This window comes from Flavobacterium sp. 40-81, from assembly GCF_001898245.1.
GTDB classification, from domain to species: Bacteria; Bacteroidota; Bacteroidia; order Flavobacteriales; family Flavobacteriaceae; genus Flavobacterium; species Flavobacterium inviolabile.
Genome location: NZ_MKTM01000021.1, coordinates 1 through 23,853, shown reverse-complemented (window position 1 = coordinate 23,853; position 23,853 = coordinate 1). Strand labels below are relative to the sequence as shown.

At 38.3% G+C, this 23,853-nt stretch carries 19 protein-coding genes and 1 pseudogene; 9 read left to right on the top strand and 11 right to left on the bottom strand.

The window, feature by feature from the left end:
- Window positions 1-6 precede the first annotated feature (6 nt).
- Entirely contained in the window at window positions 7-1,128 is a 1,122-nt protein-coding gene (locus BGO42_RS07350) for an ankyrin repeat domain-containing protein (protein ID WP_273246766.1), read from the top strand.
- Window positions 1,129-1,314: 186 nt separating this feature from the next.
- On the opposite strand, the gene BGO42_RS07345 is transcribed toward BGO42_RS07350, so the two are convergent.
- Window positions 1,315-1,743: a lipocalin-like domain-containing protein gene (locus BGO42_RS07345; protein ID WP_273246767.1), complete on the bottom strand. Its 429-nt coding sequence runs from the start codon at window positions 1,741-1,743 to the stop codon at window positions 1,315-1,317.
- Between the two features lie 335 nt (window positions 1,744-2,078).
- On the opposite strand from BGO42_RS07345, the gene BGO42_RS07340 reads away from it, so the two are divergent.
- From BGO42_RS07340 to BGO42_RS07305, 8 genes are all read left to right on the top strand, one after another.
- The gene (locus BGO42_RS07340; protein ID WP_273246768.1) at window positions 2,079-2,261 is read left to right on the top strand and encodes a hypothetical protein; all 183 of its coding nucleotides are present in this window, start codon (window positions 2,079-2,081) and stop codon (window positions 2,259-2,261) included.
- Between the two features lie 18 nt (window positions 2,262-2,279).
- Window positions 2,280-2,714, top strand: coding sequence for a DUF1801 domain-containing protein (locus BGO42_RS07335; protein WP_273246769.1), 435 nt, complete (start codon window positions 2,280-2,282; stop codon window positions 2,712-2,714).
- Between the two features lie 492 nt (window positions 2,715-3,206).
- Window positions 3,207-4,193, top strand: a complete 987-nt coding sequence (locus BGO42_RS07330) for an amidase domain-containing protein (protein ID WP_273246770.1) — start codon at window positions 3,207-3,209, stop codon at window positions 4,191-4,193.
- A gap of 28 nt (window positions 4,194-4,221) precedes the next feature.
- Window positions 4,222-5,196, top strand: coding sequence for a ferritin-like domain-containing protein (locus tag BGO42_RS07325; RefSeq protein ID WP_273246771.1), 975 nt, complete (start codon window positions 4,222-4,224; stop codon window positions 5,194-5,196).
- Window positions 5,197-5,214: 18 nt separating this feature from the next.
- A complete protein-coding gene (locus tag BGO42_RS07320; RefSeq protein WP_273246772.1) occupies window positions 5,215-7,242 on the top strand; it encodes a LodA/GoxA family CTQ-dependent oxidase in 2,028 nt (675 codons plus the stop codon).
- An 8-nt stretch (window positions 7,243-7,250) separates the two neighbouring features.
- Window positions 7,251-8,423 (top strand): tryptophan 7-halogenase, encoded by a 1,173-nt coding sequence (locus BGO42_RS07315; protein WP_273246773.1) that lies wholly within the window; start codon window positions 7,251-7,253, stop codon window positions 8,421-8,423.
- A gap of 195 nt (window positions 8,424-8,618) precedes the next feature.
- Entirely contained in the window at window positions 8,619-9,173 is a 555-nt protein-coding gene (locus BGO42_RS07310) for a hypothetical protein (protein WP_273246774.1), read from the top strand.
- A 303-nt stretch (window positions 9,174-9,476) separates the two neighbouring features.
- The gene (locus tag BGO42_RS07305; protein ID WP_273246775.1) at window positions 9,477-9,947 is read left to right on the top strand and encodes a hypothetical protein; all 471 of its coding nucleotides are present in this window, start codon (window positions 9,477-9,479) and stop codon (window positions 9,945-9,947) included.
- A 23-nt stretch (window positions 9,948-9,970) separates the two neighbouring features.
- Here the strand turns inward: BGO42_RS07305 and BGO42_RS07300 are convergent, their stop codons facing one another.
- The 10 genes and pseudogenes from BGO42_RS07300 to BGO42_RS07255 all read right to left on the bottom strand — a co-directional run.
- Complete coding sequence (locus tag BGO42_RS07300; protein WP_273246776.1) at window positions 9,971-10,654, bottom strand: RelA/SpoT domain-containing protein; 684 nt, start codon at window positions 10,652-10,654, stop codon at window positions 9,971-9,973.
- A 6-nt stretch (window positions 10,655-10,660) separates the two neighbouring features.
- Window positions 10,661-11,761, bottom strand: a complete 1,101-nt coding sequence (locus tag BGO42_RS07295) for a ParA family protein (protein WP_273246777.1) — start codon at window positions 11,759-11,761, stop codon at window positions 10,661-10,663.
- Between the two features lie 430 nt (window positions 11,762-12,191).
- Window positions 12,192-12,848: a hypothetical protein gene (locus tag BGO42_RS07290; protein WP_273246778.1), complete on the bottom strand. Its 657-nt coding sequence runs from the start codon at window positions 12,846-12,848 to the stop codon at window positions 12,192-12,194.
- The gene (locus BGO42_RS07285; RefSeq protein WP_273246779.1) at window positions 12,845-13,885 is read right to left on the bottom strand and encodes a hypothetical protein; all 1,041 of its coding nucleotides are present in this window, start codon (window positions 13,883-13,885) and stop codon (window positions 12,845-12,847) included. Before BGO42_RS07285 ends, BGO42_RS07290 begins: the two co-directional genes overlap by 4 nt.
- A 289-nt stretch (window positions 13,886-14,174) precedes the next feature.
- Window positions 14,175-14,735, bottom strand: coding sequence for a hypothetical protein (locus BGO42_RS07280; RefSeq protein WP_273246780.1), 561 nt, complete (start codon window positions 14,733-14,735; stop codon window positions 14,175-14,177).
- A gap of 681 nt (window positions 14,736-15,416) precedes the next feature.
- Window positions 15,417-15,839, bottom strand: a pseudogene (locus tag BGO42_RS17960) (RHS repeat-associated core domain-containing protein); the annotation flags it as partial.
- Between the two features lie 142 nt (window positions 15,840-15,981).
- A complete protein-coding gene (locus BGO42_RS07270) occupies window positions 15,982-16,482 on the bottom strand; it encodes a hypothetical protein (protein ID WP_273246782.1) in 501 nt (166 codons plus the stop codon).
- Window positions 16,460-19,993: a DUF6443 domain-containing protein gene (locus BGO42_RS07265; RefSeq protein WP_273246783.1), complete on the bottom strand. Its 3,534-nt coding sequence runs from the start codon at window positions 19,991-19,993 to the stop codon at window positions 16,460-16,462. Before BGO42_RS07265 ends, BGO42_RS07270 begins: the two co-directional genes overlap by 23 nt.
- A gap of 12 nt (window positions 19,994-20,005) precedes the next feature.
- The gene (locus tag BGO42_RS07260) at window positions 20,006-23,395 is read right to left on the bottom strand and encodes a hypothetical protein (RefSeq protein WP_286748989.1); all 3,390 of its coding nucleotides are present in this window, start codon (window positions 23,393-23,395) and stop codon (window positions 20,006-20,008) included.
- Window positions 23,396-23,398: 3 nt separating this feature from the next.
- Window positions 23,399-23,853: T9SS type A sorting domain-containing protein (locus BGO42_RS07255; protein WP_286748987.1), on the bottom strand; the 455-nt coding region annotated here is incomplete at its 5' end.

The following is a 23,853-nucleotide window of genomic DNA, read 5'->3' as shown; positions in this document are numbered from 1 at the left end:
AAGAATATGTCATTTTTCAAGAAACTTTTTGGTAAAGAAAATAAACCGGAACCGGAAACTACAGAGGCGATTTTGCCCTGGATAGAACCCTCAGAAAACCCCTGGAACGTAAAACTGCTTGACTTAAGACCTATTAGTCAGACAATGCTTTCGAGTTCGCAAAACTCACAAATGGCTACCAACGCCATTTCTTACGGAGGAGAGGACGGAACATCTTTTTGGGGAGAAAAGCCAAAAAGCAACAGAACAATCGTATCTGACCTGACATTTCCTATTGATGGTTCTTTAGCACCGGGAGTATTATTTAAACCTGAGGCAATGGAGCATAAATGGGCCATTTATTTTGATGGCGAATTTTTAATTTTTATTCGCAGCTGGTTAAGGGAAGTTTTTGTTTTGGCTAAAACATCACAAAGAAATAACACCTTAATTATCGAGAATATAATCGGAGAATTTACGGAAGGCGAAACAGAAGCATTCACGAATTCATATTTAAATTTTCTATTGATCAGCCATGCTATCGGAGAAGTTATTCCTGCACCTTTGCCGGAAGAATTAAATTTGAACACCAGAAATGCCGGACTCTGGGCATTTTCAAGTTATGGCAATATGGCACACTTAGGAGTTTTCGATGAAACATTTGTGGCCCCGACAACAGGAACATTGCGTTCCCATTCTTTATTGCATATTGCGGCAGCAAAATCTGACATCAATGGAATTGTAGCGCAGGTCAATAATGGAATAAATATCAATTCTCTGGCTGGTGACGGATTGGCTACGCTGCATTGGTCAATTGTAACAGAAGGTGTTGAACCCATGCAAAAACTATTAGAATTAGGCGCAGACCCAAATGTAACGACAATCCAGGGTGCAACACCCATTATGAACGCAACACAATCTAATAAAATAGAACACCTGAAGCTATTATTAAAATTTGGAGCGTTGGTAAATGCAAAAGACAACAGAGGATTTACAGCTTTGCATAGGGCTGCAGAAATGGGGCATACAGCAATAGTGGAATTGCTACTGATGAATGGTGCTGACAAGAATATTCAAACAGAAGGCCACACAGCATTGACTTTGGCTATTGGAAGGGGAAACAAACAAATAATTGAGCTTTTAAATTAAAAAATCTCCACCCGGCTGAAGTGCTTCTATAAAATACAGGCTAAAAAACGGTGGATTTTGATGCTGTAAAAAGGCATCCGTTTTGAATTAAAATAAAGAAAACAAAAAAGCGCTGAATGGATTCAGCGCTTTTTGTTTTTTTGAGTTATACTAAGCAGTCGTATAAACCTGTGGTTTGATTTACGATTAAATCTTAGTTAAAATGACCACTTTTGTATCTCCGGAAAGTACATATTTCATTTTCAAAGTAGTATTGGTCAATTCCATAATTTCGGCATTGATGGCAGACCCGTTCGGATATACTAATGTCATCGAATTGTTACTTTTATTCCAAACTCCGGTATCAATTGTTTCCTGGCAGTTTGGATTGTCAAAATAATGATCTTTGATGACATTACCGGCAAGTATTTCTGTGTAATCTTTGGAACAGCCTGAAGTATGCTGATAATCATTTAAAACTTCCTGACTGTTTGTTATTTTTCCTTCTTTTGTAAATTGCCATTTACCTTCAATCTGAACGGGAGCCTGTTCCGGCGAGGAATCGTCGTTACTACAAGAGGATAAACCAAAAATTAATACAATTGCAGATAAAGACAGGCTTTTTAATTTAAACATAATTTTATTTTTTAAGAGTTTTCTTTTATTTATTCTGATTTTTAATCGCACAAAAATAAAATATATAATCAAACAGGCAACCTGTTTTTTACCCGTTGTACGCTTTAATCAATGCTAATTTTAAGAATATTGCTTTTTCTATCCCAAAAAACGTGCTGCTGCATCGGATCAGACTGTTATGCTAAAGCCAAATAACCGCTGTCAGCCGGTAATATATTCCAATTGTGGTCTGATACACTAAAAAATAATGTCCTCCCACCCTGCCGGCTGTTAGCATATTTGTATATTTTTGTTGTACTGCAACCAAACAATAATTAATGAAAAACTATTAAAACATGAAAAAGAACAACACATTAGTATTTGTTTTTACCATTATAGCAATCATTTTAGGGGTAACATTGTTTAAGCAATTCGACTTTCAGAATCTGAAATTTGAAAAACCGGCATTAGCTGTTGTGTATGGCATCACCTTTATCATTTCCATCGCATTCCTCTTAAAGCATTATAAAAAGAAATAACAGCAATCCTCATTTTATATGGACATACAAGAGCAGATCAAAGCATATATCGGCAGTCAGCCGGAACCAAAACGCAGCGACATGCAAACGTTGCACCACCTCATTCTGGAAATCATGCCGGCATGTAAATTATGGTTCCTGGATGGTAAAAACAGTGAAAACAAAACGGTTGCTAATCCGAATATAGGATACGGCTTCTACACAATAAAATATGCCGACGGAAAAACCAGGGAATTTTACCAGATTGGTATCAGTGCAAACAAAACCGGAATCTCGGTCTATATCCTTGGTATTGATGACAAGACCTACTTAGCCAAAACGTATGGAAAAGAAATAGGCAATGCGAGCGTGACCGGATATTGCATTAAATTCAAAGCGCTAAAAGACATACATATCGAAACCCTTCTGGCCGCAATACGATACGGTTTTGAGGCACAGAATCAAAACAATTAAGCAAATCTGTTAACGGTAAATGGTCGGCAATATAAATTGTATCGGGCAAACCAGCCGTAATTTTTCATCCTGATCCTCTGGAATAATCACTATAACCACACAATCAGGCACATCCGCGTTACACTTCAAATTTTAAGATATAACAGCCAAAAGTATATAATCCTGTTATCGTTTTATTTTGTTTATTTGCCTGTCAATCATCAAAACGAACAATCACTTTTCACTACAAAAACCGATAACTTTTAGTATCGGTTTTTTTGTTTTTCCCGAATGACACACAAACAAAATAACGGTCAAAGGAAACCCACACTACCGAACTACAACACTCATAAACAAGACATTAACACCTCTTAAATCATAAATCAACCGGCCGAAAATCAGGTATTTATACGGTTTTACGACATCAGGTATTTACACCTTATCGCATAAAAAGGCATCCTTTTATCTTTGAGATGAGTCCTGAATTAATAACCATAAATAACCTGAAGTCAGATGGCCTTAATCAATTTTTTTGCCAATCCCGAAAGCTATACACCGGGGTATTACACTACTGTTTTAGACGCCGCGGCCGGAATAGCCGCCCCCTTTCTTGTACAACAAAAAAACCAGACCTTTCCCGGAATAAACGTAACCGGCAAACAGGTCTTTTACAACGGTAACGCTTTTACGGTAAGCACCCATTACATCAATCCCGGTGACGGGTATTATATCCCTACGCCGGATGCTTTTTCCAATGTATGGCCCAAAACCAATCGCTTCCCTAATGCCGCTTATGATGCCGCAACAGCTTCTTTTAATGCCAATATCGACTGTGTCGGTTTCGCATCCAGAGTGCTCATCGCAACCGGCAGCAATGATCCGGCACAAAATGCCTTTTGTTTGTTTCAAAATCAGGTCAACCCCGATGCGGCACATTTTTCAGCACCGGGCTGGGTTCCTTCTGCCTTTGAATTTGCAGTAGCCCTGCCGGTACTTCGTCCGGGACGATGGACTTATGTTTGTGGCAATGTTTATGTACCCAACATACAAAAACAGGAAACCGGAAAAATTTATAACGGCGCCCCAAAAGGCGGTTTTTCCAATGCCCAGGCTGGCGATATCGTTTGTATGGCCTATCAGGGCGGGGAATCCAACGGTCATTTTATGGTACTTACCGAAGCTCCGGAACAGGTATCCCTCAGCCTGTTTGACAACTTAGACAGCGCTGTCAGTAAGGCTTACCGCATTTCGGTATACGACAGTACTGCATCCGGCAGCTCCCTGCATTTTAACGATTCCCGGGCCGGTGATAACGATACCGACTCCGGCGTTGGCTATGGTCAGCTCTATATGTTCACCAATAGCAGCGACGAGCCGCTTGGTTTTATTTTCGGTCCCTGGAAAGGCGGAATGGAAGCCCCGCACTACCTGTATAATCCCGATGTAGCACAAACATCCAACCTTGAAGTCGTTGCCATATCACTGGGCCGTTTTCAATAACCTTACTATTCCAACAAAAACAACATTTATGCAAACTCAAACTCAGACAACAGTAACCGATAATCCGTCATGGAACATCAAACACCTGCACGAGCATCTGCAATATGCTGCCGATCTGGAGCTGTGGACGATCCCGTTCTATATGTCGGCCATGTACTCCGTTATCGACCGTACTTCCGATTCCTTTCAGCTGATACAGTCCATCGTGAATCAGGAAATGTTACACCTGCAAAGTGCAGCCAATATTGCCAATGCTTACGGCTATTCGCCAAAGATCACACCACCGGTATATACCGGGCAAACCATTCCGCATCTTGATTTTAACCTGGATGTGCCCAATCCCACCAGCGAATACCAGCCGTATAGCGCCGAGATCGGTCCGCTCGACATTTCCCGTATCAACGCGATGTGTCTGGTAGAATATCCCGATTGGGATTCTTCCTCAAAACCTTCCCTGAAGCAAAATGTAAAAGAATACGCGAATATCGCCGATTTCTATAAGGCACTGGAATACGGAGCCGGACAATTCAAAAATCAGATCAAAGGAGGCATCCGCCAGGTCAGTCATTTTTCCGCCTTTTACCGCAACCTTTCCAATATGAATGTTACCGAAAACGGAGCCGATGGCTTTTATCAGGTTAAGATGCTGATCAACCTGATTACCGATCAGGGTGAAGGTGCCAGTCAGCAGGTACAGATCAAGGACGCTTTTCAAAACACGGCAGATGATAAATTTATGGAAGAAGATCACTTTGCCAAATTCATGCAGATCAAACAGGCCAAACAGCTGCAGCCCACTTATCCCGTGAAACCGGAAAGTGAATACACTACCTATGACCAGGAATTACTCCAGATCCTGAAGGAGCATTTTGCCGAATTATGCCGCAGCATCGAGCTGCTGTTTGCCGGTGAAAATCCCGAAGACTTTGTCCGTGTAATGATCAGTGTGGGCGCAGCCATCCAGAACTGCTGGAAAAACGGCATTACTCCTCAATTTAGTTAAACTTAACCTACCAAAACTATGTCATCTAAAATTTTCCGTATCCATCCTACTATAAATTTTGCCCGTATCGGTACCAGCGATGAATATTATCTTTCGCCGGAAACCAGTGCCGGATTACCCGTAAAAGACACCAATACTACCGGCGGACTGCCCATCAAGGCAGGAACCGAAAATACGGCTATCGATATTCACGACCTGAGGGACAAGGACGGCAACCTGAAACGCCAGGCAGCGCGTTTCCGCCTGTATTATTACGAACTGGCAGACAGTAGTGTTTACCCCTGCCCTGAAAAACCTGTAGAGATCGTAAAAGGCGTACGCCTGGCCGATGGACGTGTCGTAAAAGATATTGTATGGACGGTACACCTGGCCAACAAAAAATCGGCTGCTTATAATGTCGTGCCGCTTGTGGGCATCGATGCCTATCAGGACGGCAAAGTACCTCAGCTGCGCAATCCGCAGGTATATGGCGATATCAATTCTCCTTCCAGACTTAACAGCCTGATGATCGATCCGGGTCCCAGAGCCGTTTCGACAGGGCAACAAAACAGTGCCGACTTCGACAGTAGCAGCAAACCGACCTATGTTCATAATGGCGTAATCACCCCGATTGACAGCTATCCGCAGCATTTTCCAAAAGGGAAATTGTTTTATCCGGCCGGTAAACTGGAATCATTAGGTTCCGTACAAACCGACGAGCAGGGACGTTTGCTGGTATTAGCCGGAAAAGGCTGTACCGCGGCACAATATGACGAATACGGCGATCCGGTTCCGCTTACCGGCGACCTGAATAATGCCAGCTGGTTTGACGATACTTCCGACGGACCGGTAGCTGCCACTATTGTATTTGAAGACGGGTCCACAGAAGAAGCTTTTAATGCCTGGGTCGTTTGCTGCGATCCTGCCTATGCCCCGCAGATTCGAAATGTGGTTTCCATCTGGGACGATGTGTATGATACCTGGGTGAGGGAAATGAACCTGCAGCCGGAGCTATACAATACCAAGACCAACAGTTTTAACCCTGATTACCTACCCGCATTTGAATCGATGGTCCGACCGGTTTTCAGGGCGGCCTTGTTGCAACGCTGGACCGTTAACCTGCCCAAAATGGCCGTGCGGGCGCATGAAGCGGTCGATGCCATTACGGCAAAAGACAATCCGGACCGTACCATTATGGCCGGATTGAATTTCGTCCGGAACCCGAATGCCACGCCAACAGAAGTGAACACCGGCGTACCGCTGATGCCTTTATCCGTAGGCGATGCCGGCACCTCTTTTTTAACGGTAAGCAAAACACAGTATTTCTTCCTTGAGCAATGGAGCAGGAAAAAATACAACGAAGGTAACGGCCCGGAACTCGGTCCCGGTGAAACACTGGACATGGCTTCACTCAGCAACTGCCTGGGCGGCCGTTATGTACCCGGTATCGAAATGAGCTATGTGGTGCGTTGTCCCGAGATCTACCATCAGGATTGGAAACAAAGCGGCGCCGGTCCTTTCCGGGTAAAAGCCATTCCGCTTGATTATAGCAAAGCGGTAACGGCAGCTCCTTTTCTTAGCGGCGGCTGGTTTCCGATGCAAAACAACGCTTCCGGCCTTGAACCCGGTGATCTTTCCAAGTTTATGGCGATACCGTGGCAAACGGATTATAATTCCTGTTCCATCCACCAGCCGAGCATCAATACCGGTGGCGTGAACATGACCAACGGAAGCGGTACTACCCTGTATTGGTCATGGCCGGCGCAGCGTCCGGATGCCGTGTATGTTGCCGATGAAGTTGTAGACAATGTGTTGCCACACCAAAAATGGGCTATCCGCGGTCCGGGTACCTATGCTTTGGATCCTAAAAGCGCCAGTACTTTTCAAAAAGCATTACAGGCTGTAACCGACTGGCATAAGCTGGGTATCGTAATCCAGGGAACCGCTATCGGTCCCGATTTCGATCCGGAATACTATCTGGAAGTGCAAAACCAGTTTGACGATTCGCTTATTTCGGATAATCCTATCCTGCAATGGCCTTTTAATACCAATCCACCCAAATCATAATTTTCCAGGTGAACGCAGATACTTATGATATTGTTATCCTCGGAGCAGGTCCCGCCGGACTCGCTGCAGCCATTACTTTAGGCCGGCATACCGATCTTAAAGTATTGGTTGCAGATGCCGGTCTGCCCGGTATTGATCGTCCGGGAGAAAGCATACCGCCCGCAGCGCTTTCCTGCATCAATGCGCTTGGACTGTCGGAATCTTTTAGCAACGGACAGCATTTCAGTTATCCCGGCCATGTATCGGTATGGGGACGGAATGAACCGGGTTATAACGATGCCCTGCTTGATCCTATGGGGCCTCCCTTCCGGTTAAATCGGTTGCAGTTTGACCAAATGCTGGTTGCCGCACTTGATGCCTGTCCGAATGTAACGCTTGCCCGGGGACGCAATTATATAAAACATCAGCCTGATACGGATACAGCAGGTTACAGGCTTTTATTTGCCGAACATACTACCCAAAAACACCAGCAATTTACTGCCCGGTTTGTAATTGACGCATCCGGAACCCGTGCCCGTTTTGCCCGCGCTGAAGGTGCTGTACGCCACATCGACGATCAAATGGTGGCGCTTATCGGTATGCAGGAAATTACCGAAGGACATCTTACGGCTCAGACGCTCATCGAAGCCGAAGAAAACGGCTGGTGGTATATGGCCCGGCTGCCGGAAAACCGGCTGGTGACGTTATTTGTCACCGAACCGCCATTATTAAAACAGACCGGTTATAGTGATGCTATCCGTCGTAAGCAGGCGCTCGACCGTACGCTCCTGTTATCCAAACACCTTTCGGGTATAAAGCTGCAGCAGGGCAACTGGTATCATGCTCCGGTATATTCGTCGTTTCTGGAAAAGCCTTACGGTTCCCGCTGGCTGGCTGCCGGCGATGCTGCCGCCTGTTATGACCCTATCGCCGCTCAAGGCATTCACAAAGCCTTATCGCTGGGCATCCGCAGCGGAAAACTTGCCGCCAGGCTCTTTGATACCGGATTCCGGGATAACGAAGCAATGCAGGCTTATGCCCTGCATAGTAAAGAAGCCTACCGCACTTATTTTACCCATAGAACACAATTGTACCACAGCGAGCAGCGCTGGCCAAATGCTCCATTCTGGCAAAACCGGCAGAAAACCGGTAATAATTCTTTAAAGACAAACGGTGTGTTTTTAGGTAATGCCTATCTGTAATACCGGTATTCCTTGTTCCTAAACTATCAGGATGTTTATTTTTATCCATACTTTTAATTGGTTTGGGATTTGAAGGAAAAGGATAGGATGGACAAATTCACCCAATTCAGAATGTCTGACAGATTTTAAAAGTTTTTGTTTAGCTTTATTACACTTTATGGACAATAGCCAATTCATTAACACAAAAAACTAAAAATGACAACATCTGAAATCGCTTTACTGTCAACCTGCATCGGAGCTAGTGCAGGAATACTATCACATTTTATCGCAAATAAACTAAAAGATAAAAGCGAAAAGAAAAAAACTAAAATTGATTTAATCGCAGAAGAGCGAAAATTAACCTATATGATTTTATTAAATCAAGCAGGTTATGTGCAATCGGGAATGACCATTGAATATTATTATCAATTAGCAGTAATTAACAAAGATAAGTCGAGTTTGGAAAGACATCACGATGAAATTAAATCTAGCAATTTATTACATGCCGAATATAGAATTCTCATTGGTGACTATTGTAAGAATATATACAAACTTATTCACTATATCGGACATGCACCTGAACTTGAACGTTTAATACAAAAAATCATTAACGAGAAACACGAAGACTTCACCGGAATGTTCGATAATATTAAAAGTTACAATGAATTGTTTAGTACTTACCGTAAGGAATGTCAGCAAGTTTCAGTTGAACTTGAAAAGTATAAATCATATTTTCATGAAATGCGTCAAATTATAGAAAGTACTTTTTAAATTAAAATGTTAATTTATGATTTGGTAAAAAAATAAAACTGAAATAATTAAATAATTACTAAAAGCAATTCTAAAGATAAATCTATTAATCATTGAATCAATCCCATTTGTTCCAAACAGTATCAATCTTTATTAATTTAACTTTTCCATTTTTAACTATGTAATTATAAACCGGTGGAAAACCGTCAAGGTGCCTGTTAAAATACTTATTCTTTAATAAATTTTCAGTTCAATTAACCTCTTTTTTACAAGCAAAATATTATTTTTATTTCTATATTAGCTTAAACCTTTAATCATCAACAAATGAGTAATACATTCGGCTTATCTGGACCAGGAAATGATTATAGACATCAAATAATAATCTCTTATATTATTTATGACTTGATGAAAAAGTTTGTCAAGGTTAAAAGCTATCAAAATTATATTGTTCTACCTGAACTTTCACTTAAACCAAGAAGCTCTAAAATTCCAGATTTAACTGTTTATAAGACTATAAAAGGGATGCCTGTGGAAGCGGTTTTGCTCATTGAGATTTGTAACACAAATAAAATAAAAGACGATACTAAGAAACTCTCTGAATTAATGGAAAATATGCTATCAGTAAAAGAAGCTTTTGTAATTGATAAAAATAGTTTAGATATTACTAAAATATGTAGAACTAAAACTAATAAACCAACAGCCCCAAAAAAAGATTCAAAAATTGAATTATTAAAAGTAAATTTATCTAAGACACTAAAGATTTTAAATAATTCTTTCATAACGAGTAGATCATAATTATTTTAGTAGTGTTTGAAAATTTATGATATTTTCTTGCTTTCATGATCATTGTTTGTTCTAAAAATTGAATCGGCTAATCTTGTACCTGTTGAAACTAATTTTGATAAAACTCTGAGTTGCTCTTTACAAGCTATACTATCTGTTGGTTTTGGATAGTTTATTGTATGGTCAATTTCTCCCCAGATTTCTTCAAACAAAGTTCTTACTTGTATTTCACAACAAATAGAATTTTGATTATTTGGTTTTACTAAATAATGTATACTTGTGTAAAATGTATCTCTTAATTCTGTAGAAACATTTAATTCTTTGTAAAACTGTATGGATTCTGGGTCCCAAGTAAATGCTTTAGGTTGTTCAACAAAAACCCAATCACCACTTTCAATTTTTTTATTTATAGCAGAATTAATTTCTGTAAACTGGTCTTGATAAAGATGTAGAATACGAACACCTATAAAATCAGTAACTTCACTAAAAAGATTATCTTTAGTAATTATTTTACCAGCATTCATTTTTCTTTGAAGTTTTTCAGCAAGATGAGATGGATCTTTAAGTCTTGACTTGATTGAATGAATTATTGGTAAAGGGGAATTATTTAGTTGTGGATGTTTCTGAAAAAAAACTAATACTCCTGCCAAAAATTGCTCATACTCGAACTGTTTATCAACATATGCTTTTACAGCTTCGTCTATTACTCCTTCTTTCATCGTAAATTAGTTTAAAGTAATCACTCTTTCTAAAAAACTTTTTGCAAAAGCAATATAACTATTTCTTGTTGCTTCATAAATTTTTCTATTCCCTAATATTGTTGATCTATCCGTTTTTTCTAACGTAGTTAAACTTGGAATTTTCCATATTGGATGTTTATACTTTTGGACCATATTTGGTAAAGTATTATGTGAATGCATAACTGCTGTAAGACCAATTGGAGTATTAGCCTGCTCTGGCGTCAAGTGATTTCGTACTTCAGGGCTTATAAATTCCTCAATAGTTTCGGGAATTCTTTTAGCATAGTTGTAATGTGCTAATGCCAAATCCCAAGGAGTTATACCAGAATATTTTTTTGCATTATAAATTGTATAACCTAAGAAGCGAACAAAATTAACCGGAAATTTAGTTCTTTTGTCTTCAGAAATTAAACCGTATATTGTATTAAATTCTTTATTCCATTGTTTCAATGCACTTCCAATGTTTCTAATTCCATACATTGAAAACATATCTGGCAGAGCAGGGATAAGAAAACCATCAACAGTTGAAATAATAACTTTATTAAGTGCCCCCAAACTCGGAGAGGTATCAATAATTACAAAATCATATTGATGGTTTTTAGAGTATTCGTCAGCAATTGTTCTAATATTAGTTATGGTTCTGATGGATAGTGATTCGCCTAAATATGAACCGCTCCATCTTTCAGAAATTTTATTCTCATATTTATGAATTGTAAGCCTCCCAGGAATTAAGTCTAAATTCTTTCTTAAATTAACTGGAGGAGGAGTTTGAGGTAGTTCACCTTGTCCATCCTCAGTAGGTTTCAATAAAAAATGAATCGTTCTTGGTTTTTTAAGAAAACTATTATATTCATCTTGCGACATACTTTTTACAGAAGAATCAAAATCATCAATAAAAGGATCCTCCTCTTCCCAAATCTTATGAAGTTCTTCTTCCTCCATACCACAAATCGTTAAGTTACATTGTGGATCTAAATCAATAAGAAGTGTTTTATGTCCCATTTCTGCTAAAATACTAGAAAGATGAAAGGCTAATGTAGATTTACCTACACCTCCCTTATTATTAAAAAGTGATATTATTTTCATTTTTTTGATTTAACAAGTTATAAAATATATGACATTCAGTAGTAGACAAAATCTAATTTTGCTAAATATATTCAATTTTATTTTTTATTAGACTATTTTTTAAATATAATCAGACACGAATAAAAACACATTTAAAGGAATTTGAAAATCAATTAATTCCTATCAATTAACAATATAGAAGTTTAAATTTCGGAAAATATTCAACAATTCTAAAACTTCTTTTTAAATACATTGCAAAAATATATTTTCAGAACAAAGGAAAATATTCAACTCCCTTTATTCTTCACTGTTCACTTTAAAGTGCTTTTCAGTCGCTCCAAGCCACTTATACCCTTCGAAGTATCAACTCCTTTTTTATTTAACCAATTACAAATAACACTCATGCGTATGGTATAAAGAAGATAGACATGGTGCGCCCATCTTCTTTAATTTATATCTTCTTTATTTTATTGTTAAAAACGCTGAACATATATTCACCTAGTGAACCAAAAATGAATAAGAGTCTTGAAAGAAGTTTATAAAAAAGTAATAATGTCAGTGATTTGATGATATATATTATACTTAAACCTAGAAAAAGAATTATTGCATTATTATTTTCAAATTTAAAATAATATGTTTTTACATCTTCTTTAAAAAAATCTTTAAAGACTAAAGGTGAAGATAAAAATCCTATCAAAACAACTGCAATTAAAATAGTTTCTAATGTTATGAATACAAATCGAGTAGAAAAGTTTTTAACTTTAATTTTTTCTAATAAAACAGATTCATTATCTTCTTTAGAAGATTGAATATTTGCTTTATGTGTTAAATATTTATCAAAGAATAATATTAGTACACTTGTGAATAGTCCAACAAAAATTGATAAAGCATTAATGAGGTACCCAGCTAAATCAGAATTAATGAGATTTGGAAAAAAATAAGTAATTGAACCAAACATAATAAAATAAAGAATATTATTCTTTAATACCCCAAAAAGACTTAGCTTTTTAGACTCAGTTTCTTCATTTTTTTTACTTATCAATAGTTCACGTTTTCTCCATCTGTAACTTTCATTAATTATTAGTAATAAATTATCTAATATTTTCATATCAAATCATCTTCAGGATATATTTCAGGTATAACATCATCAGTTAAAATTCTCAAAGCAAAAGCATGTAATTCTTCCCAATTAGGTGTACCATTTTCTTCAAGTTGAATAAAATTATCTAAATAAATTGTAGCTTTTATTTCAAAATTGTCCTCATCTAAAGAAAATTTTGTTGGATTGGATTTATCAAACCCACCTTTTATGTAACCTCTTTTTCTGTTAAATGTTTCTATTTCTCGCTCATCAACATTCGGAAAATTAAATAATGCTCGCCCTAGGACTCTTTTCCATGCAGGAAGATTGGTTAAATTAATTTGATTACCATGAGAAGCTATAGTTACATTTATTGTAAATTCACTCTCTGCTAATCCCTCTTCTTGAATTGCAGGTACAATATATTGATTTTTATACTCGAATTTTTTAATAATACTTTGTTCTTTGAACTGATTTTGCATTTCTTCAGGCATAAATAAGCTAGAAGTTGCTTTATTTGTTATTTCTTTTACTTTAAAAACATTTTCAACAAATGGTCTAAAAATATCTGCAATTGAATCCTGAGTATAAGTTTGAAGGATTAAAATCCCCCTCTTTTTATTTAATGGGGTGTATAATAAAAAATAAAAATCATCAGATAACAATTTAGTTACCCCTAAAGATTCTGTATTATTACCTGGTGTATCGATTTCATCAAGAAACTTTCCAGTGTCAAAATTTCCACCTTTTATTCTACCATGAATTATACATCTCTCAAAAATTGGAGAAATAGTTCTATTTACTCTATTCTCTCCTGTATTTTCAGCATAAAAAGCCTTTTTTTTACTCTCATTTCTTATTGCAACTCCATCAATGTCCCTTATAAAAGCTGATAATAAATAAGGCATTATTTGATTGTCAGGTATGGGCTCGTTATTAGCATTTGTCTCTTGTCTCTCTAATAATTCTTTTTTAATTAAAACATCTTTAAATGTAATATTTTCATTCTCTCCTAAAGGTGAAAGATTAATTCTGTAAAATTCAATTTTTGGATTCTTGGCCATTCTAAAGTATATTATGATGTATTCGATAATTTATTATTGAAACTTTTTTTAAACAATTTCCCGTTTAGTGATTTTTAATAGTTTCCAATAACAAATAACATTAAAAAATCTGTTATTACATTACGGTAAACCATAACAAGAAAATAAATTACCAAATACTACACAATACGTATTTATACTGAATTTTAATTGGTTTGGGATATTGGTGGAAAAACAAAGGATGGACACGTTATGTGCGCCCATCCCCATCCCTGTATCCCTAATGTCGTTGGAAGCGAATTTCTGACTTTTATCTTACTTTCCCATGTGCCTCTTTAGGTTCAGAACATGATTTTAAACAATCTGCATTATAATCAAGTTTTTTTAAGGCATTATATATGTCCGTAAAATTAACTCCTATATGAATTTTGTCTAACTCAGACACAATTTTTTTAATTGTTTTTCTTTCAGTAGATAATTCGCTAATGTCTTTTAATAGAAATAAAAAATCGTTACCATTAAAACCTTTTATCCTATAACTTTTTTTATTAATAATATTAAGAGCTAAAATGTATTCATTACAAGAAGAGGAATTAAATAAAATTTCCAGCTTTTCATCATTTGCTTTTATTGTATTTTCACCTAATTTAAACCTGTAAAACATATAATCCGAATCATAATTATTTAAATTATTGATTTCAATCTCTATAAAATCAGGATTGTATAGGTTGTACTTAGTGTCTTTATTTTTTACAACTACAATGTTTTCCTCTAAAAAGCGTAAAACAAATGATTTTTTAATATCATTATTTGCTTGTGAAAAAGCATTCAAAGAAGTTATCAAAAATAAGACCATTACTAATTTTTTCATATTATTTGATATTTTTAATTCTTAAAAATTGTGCCACGTTTATTTTTTAACCTGTGCAGCTTTTAATTTATCATAACTTTGTTGCCAATCCATAGCTGTTTTAGATTGAAATGTATTTCTATTTGCTGGGTCTTGACAATTATGGGTTGTGGTATCCTGCATTGCTTTAACGGGGTTCTGCGCATTATTATATGCATGTCCCATTTCATGTGCTAGCACATTACTTATTGGCTTAACAACACTATAGTCCATCGTTGTTATTATATTGCCAATACTATTGTAAGTTCCATCAGCATTATGCACAAAACCAGTTTTAGTTACTGCACCCCCATATTCATATGCGTTACCTGCTTTAATTGTAATATCAATGTTTTGCACATTTCCATTACTATCTTTAAATGTCAAGTTATTTGCTAAATTAAAATTTGTTGGGTCAGTTACTTTGAAATCATCGATTGAAGCTTGTATTTTTGCTTCGGTAGCAATACTCTTATCCAGAGCTTTTGATGCATCCTTAAATGCTTCACGGTTTGCTTTATATTCATTATATTCTTCTTTAGAAGCAAAATCTGTTTTAGACATATTCATGTTGCCATTATGCTTTTCGTTCATTCTTTGTTGATTACCATCTTTAAGGGCTTGTAACCTCTCTCTTCTAGCAGTTTCTCCATTAATAATTTCCATTCCATTCGGATCAATAAATCTCAAAGGATTGTTAGCCACATATGTATATGTAGAAATTGGATAGTATAGTTCTGCTAATGGATCAATATTCATCCATCTGCCTATAGCTGCATCATAATTACGCGCGCCATAATCATATAAATTCAATCCCAATTCCTCCTGCAATTCCTTTCCGTTATATTTATACTTATATGGATTCGGATTTTTAGGCACTACTTCTGAAATAGTAGGATAATAATAACCTGGAGTTTCGTCCATATTCATTTTATACATATACTCCTGAGCATTATAGGCCTTATGCTTTAAACCAAACGGATAATAATGATTCTCTTCCATAATGGTGGCCTCTCCGGTAAAATTATTCTCCGTATAGGACAGGCGTATATTCCCTAAATGGTCGGTATAATTGAATACATAATTAAAGAACGTTCCACTGGTTACGGCTACACAGGATGGCACGGATTACAAATCCGCGCCATCGGGTCTTATAGCTTCTGTAAAATTGACCTGCTGGATTAACATTATAAAATAATCGTGTTTATCATCGACATAATAAACAGTTTCATTCCTTGTTTGGATAAGGTGGAGTTGGTAGTTTTTCCAATAGTAATTCAGAAGGGAAAGAATGATATTTAATCTCTTTAAATTTTGAAACTTCTTTAAGTTCTATGAATTTCTCAATAATTAATATATCATTTTCTTCTAATTCTGATAGATGGAACTTAATAGTTAGTTTTTTATTTTTATCTAAATAGTCTAATCTATATAGCTTAGCATCTACAATATTTTTTCTCTTAATTTTTTTATTGAACAAATCGTCAAAATTCAATTCTTTTAATATTTCATTGTCAACTTCTCCTTCAAAATACCTGTACTTACCAGTGTTTATCTCTTCGCAATAATAAAGCTTATTACCATTTATCTCTATTCCGAATCTATGTTCATCGGGATTCGAAGATAATCCAGTAGTCAAAACAATACTTTTATTTTCTGTTGTACTACAACTTACATTTAGAATTATAAATAATAAAACTAAAAAGCTATTTTTTATATACTCTTTCACCTGTTTTTGGATTTATTTTTATTAATGAACCATTAAAACTCCAAATAGCGGTTTTAATTTGACTATTTGAATAGTTTAAATTTAATTTTTTTGCACTTTCTTTCATTACATTTAAAGTTCTGTTTTCGAAATTAGTTGCCTCTTTTCCTCTCGGATTTTCAAGGGTCTGAATGCTATAATAATAATGGTCAGCATGTGTATCGTATTTTTTATAATCTGAAGGTAGATTTGATTTATCCGTAAAGCCATTATCTTTAAAATCATCTGCCATACTTTCTGCATGCATAAATGACTCATGCGCTATCCCTTTTAAAAGGTTAAGCGTTTTATTTGAAAAACCATACCCTTCTTTTGCTATTTCAATGTTTATATCAAATTTATTGTCTTTTCCCAAAACATATTCACCTCCTGTTGAACTTTCACTTTTTTCTACTCCAAGACTATAATTCAAATCAATTCCAGCTTTATCATACTTACCGGCATTTTTAGCCTCATAAAAGACTTTCCCGTCATATGAAAGTTTTTGCCCTTTTGAAGCAAAATCATCTAAAAAAGCTTTTCCTTCTTTAGTTCGGGCAAACATTATAAATGCTTTTGCATGATCTTTACTTTTCATTAGGTTTGATACATCTATATCTCTTCCATCAGGATCTATAAATAGTACAGGATTATTTAAAGCATAATTATATCCACTCCAACTGTTATATTTCTCAGCTAATGGATCAATATTCATCCATCTGCCTATAGCCGCATCATAATTACGCGCTCCATAATCATACAGATTCAATCCCAATTCATCCTGTAATTCCTTTCCGTTATATTTGTATTTATACGGATTAGGATTCATTTCATCTTCCTGCATCAATTGCGGTACATTATAACCCGGAGTTCCATCCATAGGCAATACAAAAGTATAGCCTTGTGTATTATAGGCCTTATGTTTTAAACCAAACGGGTAATAATGATTCTCTTCCATAATGGTGGCCTCTCCGGTAAAATTATTCTCCGTATAGGACAGGCGTATATTCCCCAAATGATCAGTATAATTAAATACATAATTAAAAAAATATTCCCCAAATCCATAGGTAGCACTAACATAGCCCTCTGCATGCTGGAAAAATTTTAAAACATCGTTTTCATACTGAAAACCACCTAAATAATCGGTTGTTTTAACTACTGTACCATTGGTAACTTTCTTCTGTACTTTTACACCCGCTGCGTTGTAAAGATAATTAATTTTATTCCCGCCGGAAAATGTTATTTCCACCGGCAGGTTCAGATGATTGTACACAATATTTGTGATCTTTTTGTTTTCATCTTTGATCATATTGCCGTTTGCATCATAAGCATAGTCGTCATAAGTATTTCCGTAACCGTTATCGGTAAAACCTTCCGGGTTGTTGGTCGCATCATTTACCCGCATCAGTTTGTTGCCGTTATAGAAATAGCTTAGGTCGTCTATATCGATACTAAAGGTAGGATTGTCTAAGTTCCCTTTGCGCTGCAAGGATGTGATATTGCCGTTCTTATCATAGTTGATCGTTTCATTATACGATCCGGATACCGGGCTCATGGTTTCCGGCTTCTGGTAAAACCCTTTGTTCAGACGGTTCAGGTTATCGTACTGATAGCCGTATTTACGCAGTATCTGATCGTTTTTGGTTTTCCAGAACGTTTCGGCTATATTGCCGTTATACAGCGGTTTTACCAATCCTCCCATACTTTGGGAAGCAGCGATTACTCTTCCGTTCTGGCTTTCGGTTACCTGGTTATAGTTGATCTTAAATCCGAATAAATCCCCGTTACCCAAAACCAGCTCCGGACTTCCTAAAGCCGCCTCATTGTTAATGTCTGTCAGCCAGCCGCGGATGTTGTAGCGGTAATCAACCTTTTGTACGCCTATAGCGCCTGTGGAGTCTGAACCGCCCACGTTTTTGGAAATCAGCCTGCCCAGTTCGTCATAAGTGTTTTTTACGATCAATTGTTCAGCCCCGCCATTGATTTGTTGTTTGTGGAGCAATAAACGATCCTGATCGGTATAGGTAAAGTTATCGGTCAGTGTTAACAGGGCAGCACTGCCGTTGCGTTTGTGGTATACTTTGGTATACAGCGTTTTCCCCATAAAATCCAGCTTGCTGTCCGTCTGGTTATACCCGCCAAAGGCATTGGAAACATAGGTGCGAACCGGTCTGGATTTCAGGTCATAGAACGTATAACCCTGTTCGGTTTGTGTTTCGGAAGCGATGGTTGGCACCCGCATCCAGCTGCCGGAAGGCAGGCCTACAACCGAGGTGGTGATGTTTTGTCCTTCCACCTGTGCCGGTACTGCCGGGGCATTCGGATAGGCATAATCGTCATAATATTGTACCGAAAGTAGTTTCATACCGCTGGTAGGGAAAGCCACATTGGTATAGCCTATATTCACAGCATCTACCGTGGTTGTCTGACCGGCACGCAAACGGGTTTCATAAAAATTGGTATTCGTGGCGTTGCGCTGTGCCTGCAAGGTGCTTCGCGTTGCCGATGTGGCAAACCAACCGGTATAGACCACACGTCCCAAAGCATCATATTTGGACACCATCCATCCGATCTGCGTACCGCCAAACGGTGTTACAGCAGGCCCGGTAGCGACCACACGGTCCAGTTTGTCATAGACCATAAATTCCCATTGTTTGCCGGGCAGTTTCTTTTCTACCTGACGGTTGCGGTGGTCGTATCTGTACTGGTAGCACAGATCGTCCAGTTGTGTCAGCGGAGTATTGGCCAATGGTGGGATCACATAGGTCAGGTTACCGTAAATATCATAGACATAATAAGTATCATGGGCACCATTATTATAGGTTCGCTTTAAAACAATACGGCCTTCTTTATCCTTAAACTCTTCTGTAGTGTTATTGGTTCCCGAGGTCCAGTTTTCATCTTTGGTTACCGTTTTATACAGCTGGCTGGCTTTATAGTTGCCTTTGTCCTGCAACTGTATGGTATACAATTCCTGTGCGACATCCCAGGTGGTTGCCGCATAATAGTATTTAACCTCTGTATCGGTATTGGTCAGATACTCGAACTTAAGGCTATGATCGGTACCATTATTGGGTGCAAGCTGCCAGTCGGCTCCCGGGGCGCCCTGTCTTAAAGGACGGTTGAGCGGTGAGGCTTCCAATAGTTTTTCACCAAACGGATATTGCCCGGTATACTGGGAATAGTTGAGTATAGCCTGCTGGGCACTGCTCTGGTAGCTCATGTCGGTCGTGGTGGCCGGATACGGAAGGTAATCCTTTAGCTGACGCCCCATGTCATATTCAATATGGGTGATGATATCCTTGCCGGTAGCCGATTGCTTGTTCGCCACCTGCTGTACCGGGCGACCCAGTCCGTCATAATAGGTTACCGTACTTGCCGGCCGGCCGGAATTGGCCTCTCGGTAAACGGTTTTTTTCGTGTAATTCTGTGTTGTGTTTTGTGCGATAACCCATAATGGCGCACAAAGCAATAGTATTGCCAGTTTTTTCATGATGCTATCGTATTAATTGATCTTATAATTATTGTCATACTCCTCTATGCTATTGCCATCATGATCCTTTATCCGTTTTAAACGGTTCAACGCATCATACTCATAATAGGTGTTGCGGCAATTGGGGTCTGTTTTTTTAATTAAAAGCCGTGTTTCCGGATCATAATAGAAGAACGTGGCTGTACCTCCCGGATAATTTTGGGATAGGGTACAGGGAGCACCCGGAACGGTTTCGGGAATTTCAAAAGAACCACCGCTTTCTGAACCGCCTGTTGCCCCAAGATAATTTTCAATTTTCATGATAACCTGCCCGAAAGCATTATAGGCATACTTTATTTTAGCACCGTGCTTCATGCTCACTAAAGTCGGATTAGCCTGGCTGTCATACTCTTCAATCAGTATCCGGTCTTCTAACACTCCTGCTGTTCCTTTGGAAGCCTGGATGATTTCCGGTAATACCAAGTTAGGTTTGTTATTCCAGCTCTTGTAAAGTGTTCTTTGCGCGCCGGTCAGGGTAGGCAAAACAGCACCCACACCTTTGAACGTGCGTTCTTCAACGGGAGCAGCCACTTTATTCAGTTCTATAAGTTTGCTTACCGCTGCAGTTTGTTCTGCGGTTATACCGGTTAGCAAATGCGGCTGATTGGCATAGATTCTATTATGCCAGAACACCCCATTGTCTTCACTGGTATAGGTAACGGTTCTTGTTGGCAATCCGATCAATGCATTGTAAATGAATTCCTGTTTGGTAACAAAAGACTTGTAATTATCGTCGTTTACACCCTGAATGGTCATCGGAACCGGTTCTATAAACTCTTTACTGTTTTGTTCAATCAATTCCACTCGTCTGGCATTCAGGTAATACTTGCCTAAATCAAAATTATCGATACCGCTATTAATAAATAAACAGTTATAAAAGGCATAACCGCCAACTACCCCGGTTGTATAAGCAATATCGTCATACTGATATTTATAGTTTTGCTCTTTCACTTTATACAGTGCTCCGTTGCGTTTGATAAGATCAATTTCATCAAGCAGTGTGCCGCTGAATATCTGTTCGGCATTGCCATTATACATCGCTTTTTCATATTGGAAAATGCTGCGGGAAAACGGCTGGATTCCCACCTGATAATCCATGAACTGGTTGTTAAAGTGTTTTTGTTTACCGCCCAATTCGAAATTATCCCCTCCGTAGCTGATGGTCACATATTCATATTTTTTATCCAAAACCCTTAGCGGGAAGGTGGTTTGTGAGGACAGGCTTCTAAACCTGATCTCGCTTGATTTTGGCTGTAAAATCGGAGCACCACCACTCATGTTGCAACATTTGATCAACTGGTAATCTATAGTGTACTGCGGCTTCGTAGGGAAGTTCAATAACTCGAACGGGTCTTTCAATAAATCGGAAACCTTATTGTAAAAATACTTTTTCACAAAGGCACTCTGGGTTGCTGCCGTATAGTCTGTTGTTCGTATCACCCTTATACCCGGCTCGTCCACTGTTTTGAATCCTTTTGTATAGTTGAAATACATTGTTGCCTCATATTGTATGAGTGAGGAATAGGTATTTGACATTTCAACACGGTAAGCATGTCCTTTGATTGTATTGATAGTAAAAGTACGTGTGAAAGCAAAGTTGCCGGTACCGATTTCGATCGTACCGTCCGGCATTATAATATTGGTCGACTCGGTTGTATTGGCCGTTTCATCGATCAGTTTAAAAACGATTCTGTCCGTATGTCCCATCTGGGCATTGGCGGTAACATCAATTTTTACAGCTATTTCTTCATCAATAAAAGCCTTGGATGTTGCACCCGTACCGTTAGGATCAAAAATAAGATCGCCCAATGGGGCTGAAGCTGTTGTTCTGGTTGCCGGTATACGACCAGGGCTATTTCGCCATATATTTATATTAACAGCTCCTTTTACGTAATCTTTTGCCTTTGGTGATTCATACTCAAACTCCGTATAACCGCCGGTAGGATAGGTAATCTTTTTCAGTGAACCCTTTAATGCATACGTAAAATCAGAACTTCTGTCAGCAAGATTTGGATAATAATTATGAAACAGTATATCGTTGTTTTGCGGTAAAGCTGTTGTATTGCTGACTTTCCCGTTATAATAACTGTAAATATCTGTTGCCTGACTCATTCTGCTGTTTGGTAATGCCAATGGATCATTATAGTCCATGACATATTGTTCATATTTTCTACCGCCGCTGCCGTAGTTTTTATCCTTGTTAAATTCTACTTTGGTCAGGAAAAAACGCTCCGATGTAGTGGGTGTTTGCGGAAACAAATAACTTAAATCCACTTTTTGAAGCTGGGTAGTACCGTTCTTTACCACAATATTGTTCAGTACCTTAGTATAATTAAAAGGCGAACCGGCACTTGCACCAAAAGATACCTCTATATAATTATTGGCGCTTCTGATCTTTGACAGGTGCTTCCCATTGGAAACAATTACCCCATTTGCAAAAAAGGAATGTCCTTCATCGGTAGGCGGTCTTACACACTCCATATTGGGTTCCATCAGTTCGTATTCAATAATGGTAACCCGTTCACCCTGATCCAAACGGATATGTTTGCTGGTCGGGTCGGTTTCATAATCAAAATATACCGTACCATAATCCGGATGTTCCATTCTTGTCAGATAAAAACCTGTGGGCGAATACGGGTTGTCGTGAGTGGTTCCCGGAAAAGTGGTTTCTGTGGCATTTTCCCCACCGAAATAATGCTTTACGCCATCGGGTGTGGTAATGCAAAATTCTTTGCTTTGGCGCAATCGTGCTTTAAGATCGGTTTCTGTTCCGACGATTTCAATTTTAAGATTACTGTCGGCCTTAACCAACCGCGGTATAAAATTATCATCCATAAAGAAATTGCCGCTATAGCCCGGAAAAGCAAAGTTATACTCATCCGGTTTCACATCATAGACACGTCTTAATTTGGCAAAGATCATGTTCAGCCAGGCAGCATACTGGGAGCCGTTAAGCATTCCGCCAGGTAAGATCATGTCTCCCGTGATTCTCCCATCTAAATACTCCGATTCATCAGGTTTGTCGTGAATCGTTCTGGTAATTACACCTCCGGCATTCAAGGTCCAGTTAATTCCTGTCCAGCTTGCTGTTTGGTTCACTTTAACGCCTGCACCGGTATAATTAAGCGTAATCGGAACTTCTAATTTCCCCGCTTTATAGGTATATACAGGAATGTTTGCTGTTACCATCCCGGTAAATTCATTGATCGGAATATCGCCGTATTTGGTTATCGCAAAAGCATTAGGTGATGCCGGTGTATAATCCGGCATCTTTAAATCCAGTGCCGCTGTAGGTTGTTGTTCTTGCCCATAAGAAAAAACATAAAACCCTAAAATAATCAGGTGTAGTAATAATTTCTTCATCAGTTAGTTTTTAATTACATTAATCCCTTTAATAACCTTAACAGAATCCGTTTGCAGATTGGTACGGATCTCTACGATATAAATCCCTTCCGGGTAATGGCTCAGGTCTACCGGAACAGTCCGGCTGTCAATGGCAAACTGCTGCAACTGCCGTCCGGACAGGTCAAATACTGAAGCAGTACCGCTTTGAAATTCATAACCCACCACAATATTGGTAAAGTTTTGTGCCGGATTCGGTAAGGCTTCAATAACCGGTTTCTCTACTTCCTTTTTATAGCGGTCTTTGAGTTTTACCACCCAGAAATCATTCCCGCCATGTCCGCTGCTTTTATCGCGGGAGGGTTTGCCTTTGGAGGTTCCGGCCAGCAGGTAACCGCCGTCGCGGGTTTCAATCAGTCCGTTCAGGATGTCTTCGCCATCACTGCCCACGGTCTTGCTCCAGAGCTCTTCGCCTTTGG

What these genes read in the sequence shown, in the direction of transcription:
- BGO42_RS07350 (WP_273246766.1), top strand. Translation starts at nt 7, where the DNA reads ATGTCATTTTTCAAGAAACTTTTTGGTAAAGAAAATAAACCGGAACCG.
- BGO42_RS07345 (WP_273246767.1), bottom strand. Translation starts at nt 1,743, where the DNA reads ATGTTTAAATTAAAAAGCCTGTCTTTATCTGCAATTGTATTAATTTTT.
- BGO42_RS07340 (WP_273246768.1), top strand. Translation starts at nt 2,079, where the DNA reads ATGAAAAAGAACAACACATTAGTATTTGTTTTTACCATTATAGCAATC.
- BGO42_RS07335 (WP_273246769.1), top strand. Translation starts at nt 2,280, where the DNA reads ATGGACATACAAGAGCAGATCAAAGCATATATCGGCAGTCAGCCGGAA.
- BGO42_RS07330 (WP_273246770.1), top strand. Translation starts at nt 3,207, where the DNA reads ATGGCCTTAATCAATTTTTTTGCCAATCCCGAAAGCTATACACCGGGG.
- BGO42_RS07325 (WP_273246771.1), top strand. Translation starts at nt 4,222, where the DNA reads ATGCAAACTCAAACTCAGACAACAGTAACCGATAATCCGTCATGGAAC.
- BGO42_RS07320 (WP_273246772.1), top strand. Translation starts at nt 5,215, where the DNA reads ATGTCATCTAAAATTTTCCGTATCCATCCTACTATAAATTTTGCCCGT.
- BGO42_RS07310 (WP_273246774.1), top strand. Translation starts at nt 8,619, where the DNA reads ATGACAACATCTGAAATCGCTTTACTGTCAACCTGCATCGGAGCTAGT.
- BGO42_RS07305 (WP_273246775.1), top strand. Translation starts at nt 9,477, where the DNA reads ATGAGTAATACATTCGGCTTATCTGGACCAGGAAATGATTATAGACAT.
- BGO42_RS07300 (WP_273246776.1), bottom strand. Translation starts at nt 10,654, where the DNA reads ATGAAAGAAGGAGTAATAGACGAAGCTGTAAAAGCATATGTTGATAAA.
- BGO42_RS07295 (WP_273246777.1), bottom strand. Translation starts at nt 11,761, where the DNA reads ATGAAAATAATATCACTTTTTAATAATAAGGGAGGTGTAGGTAAATCT.
- BGO42_RS07290 (WP_273246778.1), bottom strand. Translation starts at nt 12,848, where the DNA reads ATGAAAATATTAGATAATTTATTACTAATAATTAATGAAAGTTACAGA.
- BGO42_RS07285 (WP_273246779.1), bottom strand. Translation starts at nt 13,885, where the DNA reads ATGGCCAAGAATCCAAAAATTGAATTTTACAGAATTAATCTTTCACCT.
- BGO42_RS07280 (WP_273246780.1), bottom strand. Translation starts at nt 14,735, where the DNA reads ATGAAAAAATTAGTAATGGTCTTATTTTTGATAACTTCTTTGAATGCT.
- BGO42_RS07265 (WP_273246783.1), bottom strand. Translation starts at nt 19,993, where the DNA reads ATGAAAAAACTGGCAATACTATTGCTTTGTGCGCCATTATGGGTTATC.
- BGO42_RS07260 (WP_286748989.1), bottom strand. Translation starts at nt 23,395, where the DNA reads ATGAAGAAATTATTACTACACCTGATTATTTTAGGGTTTTATGTTTTT.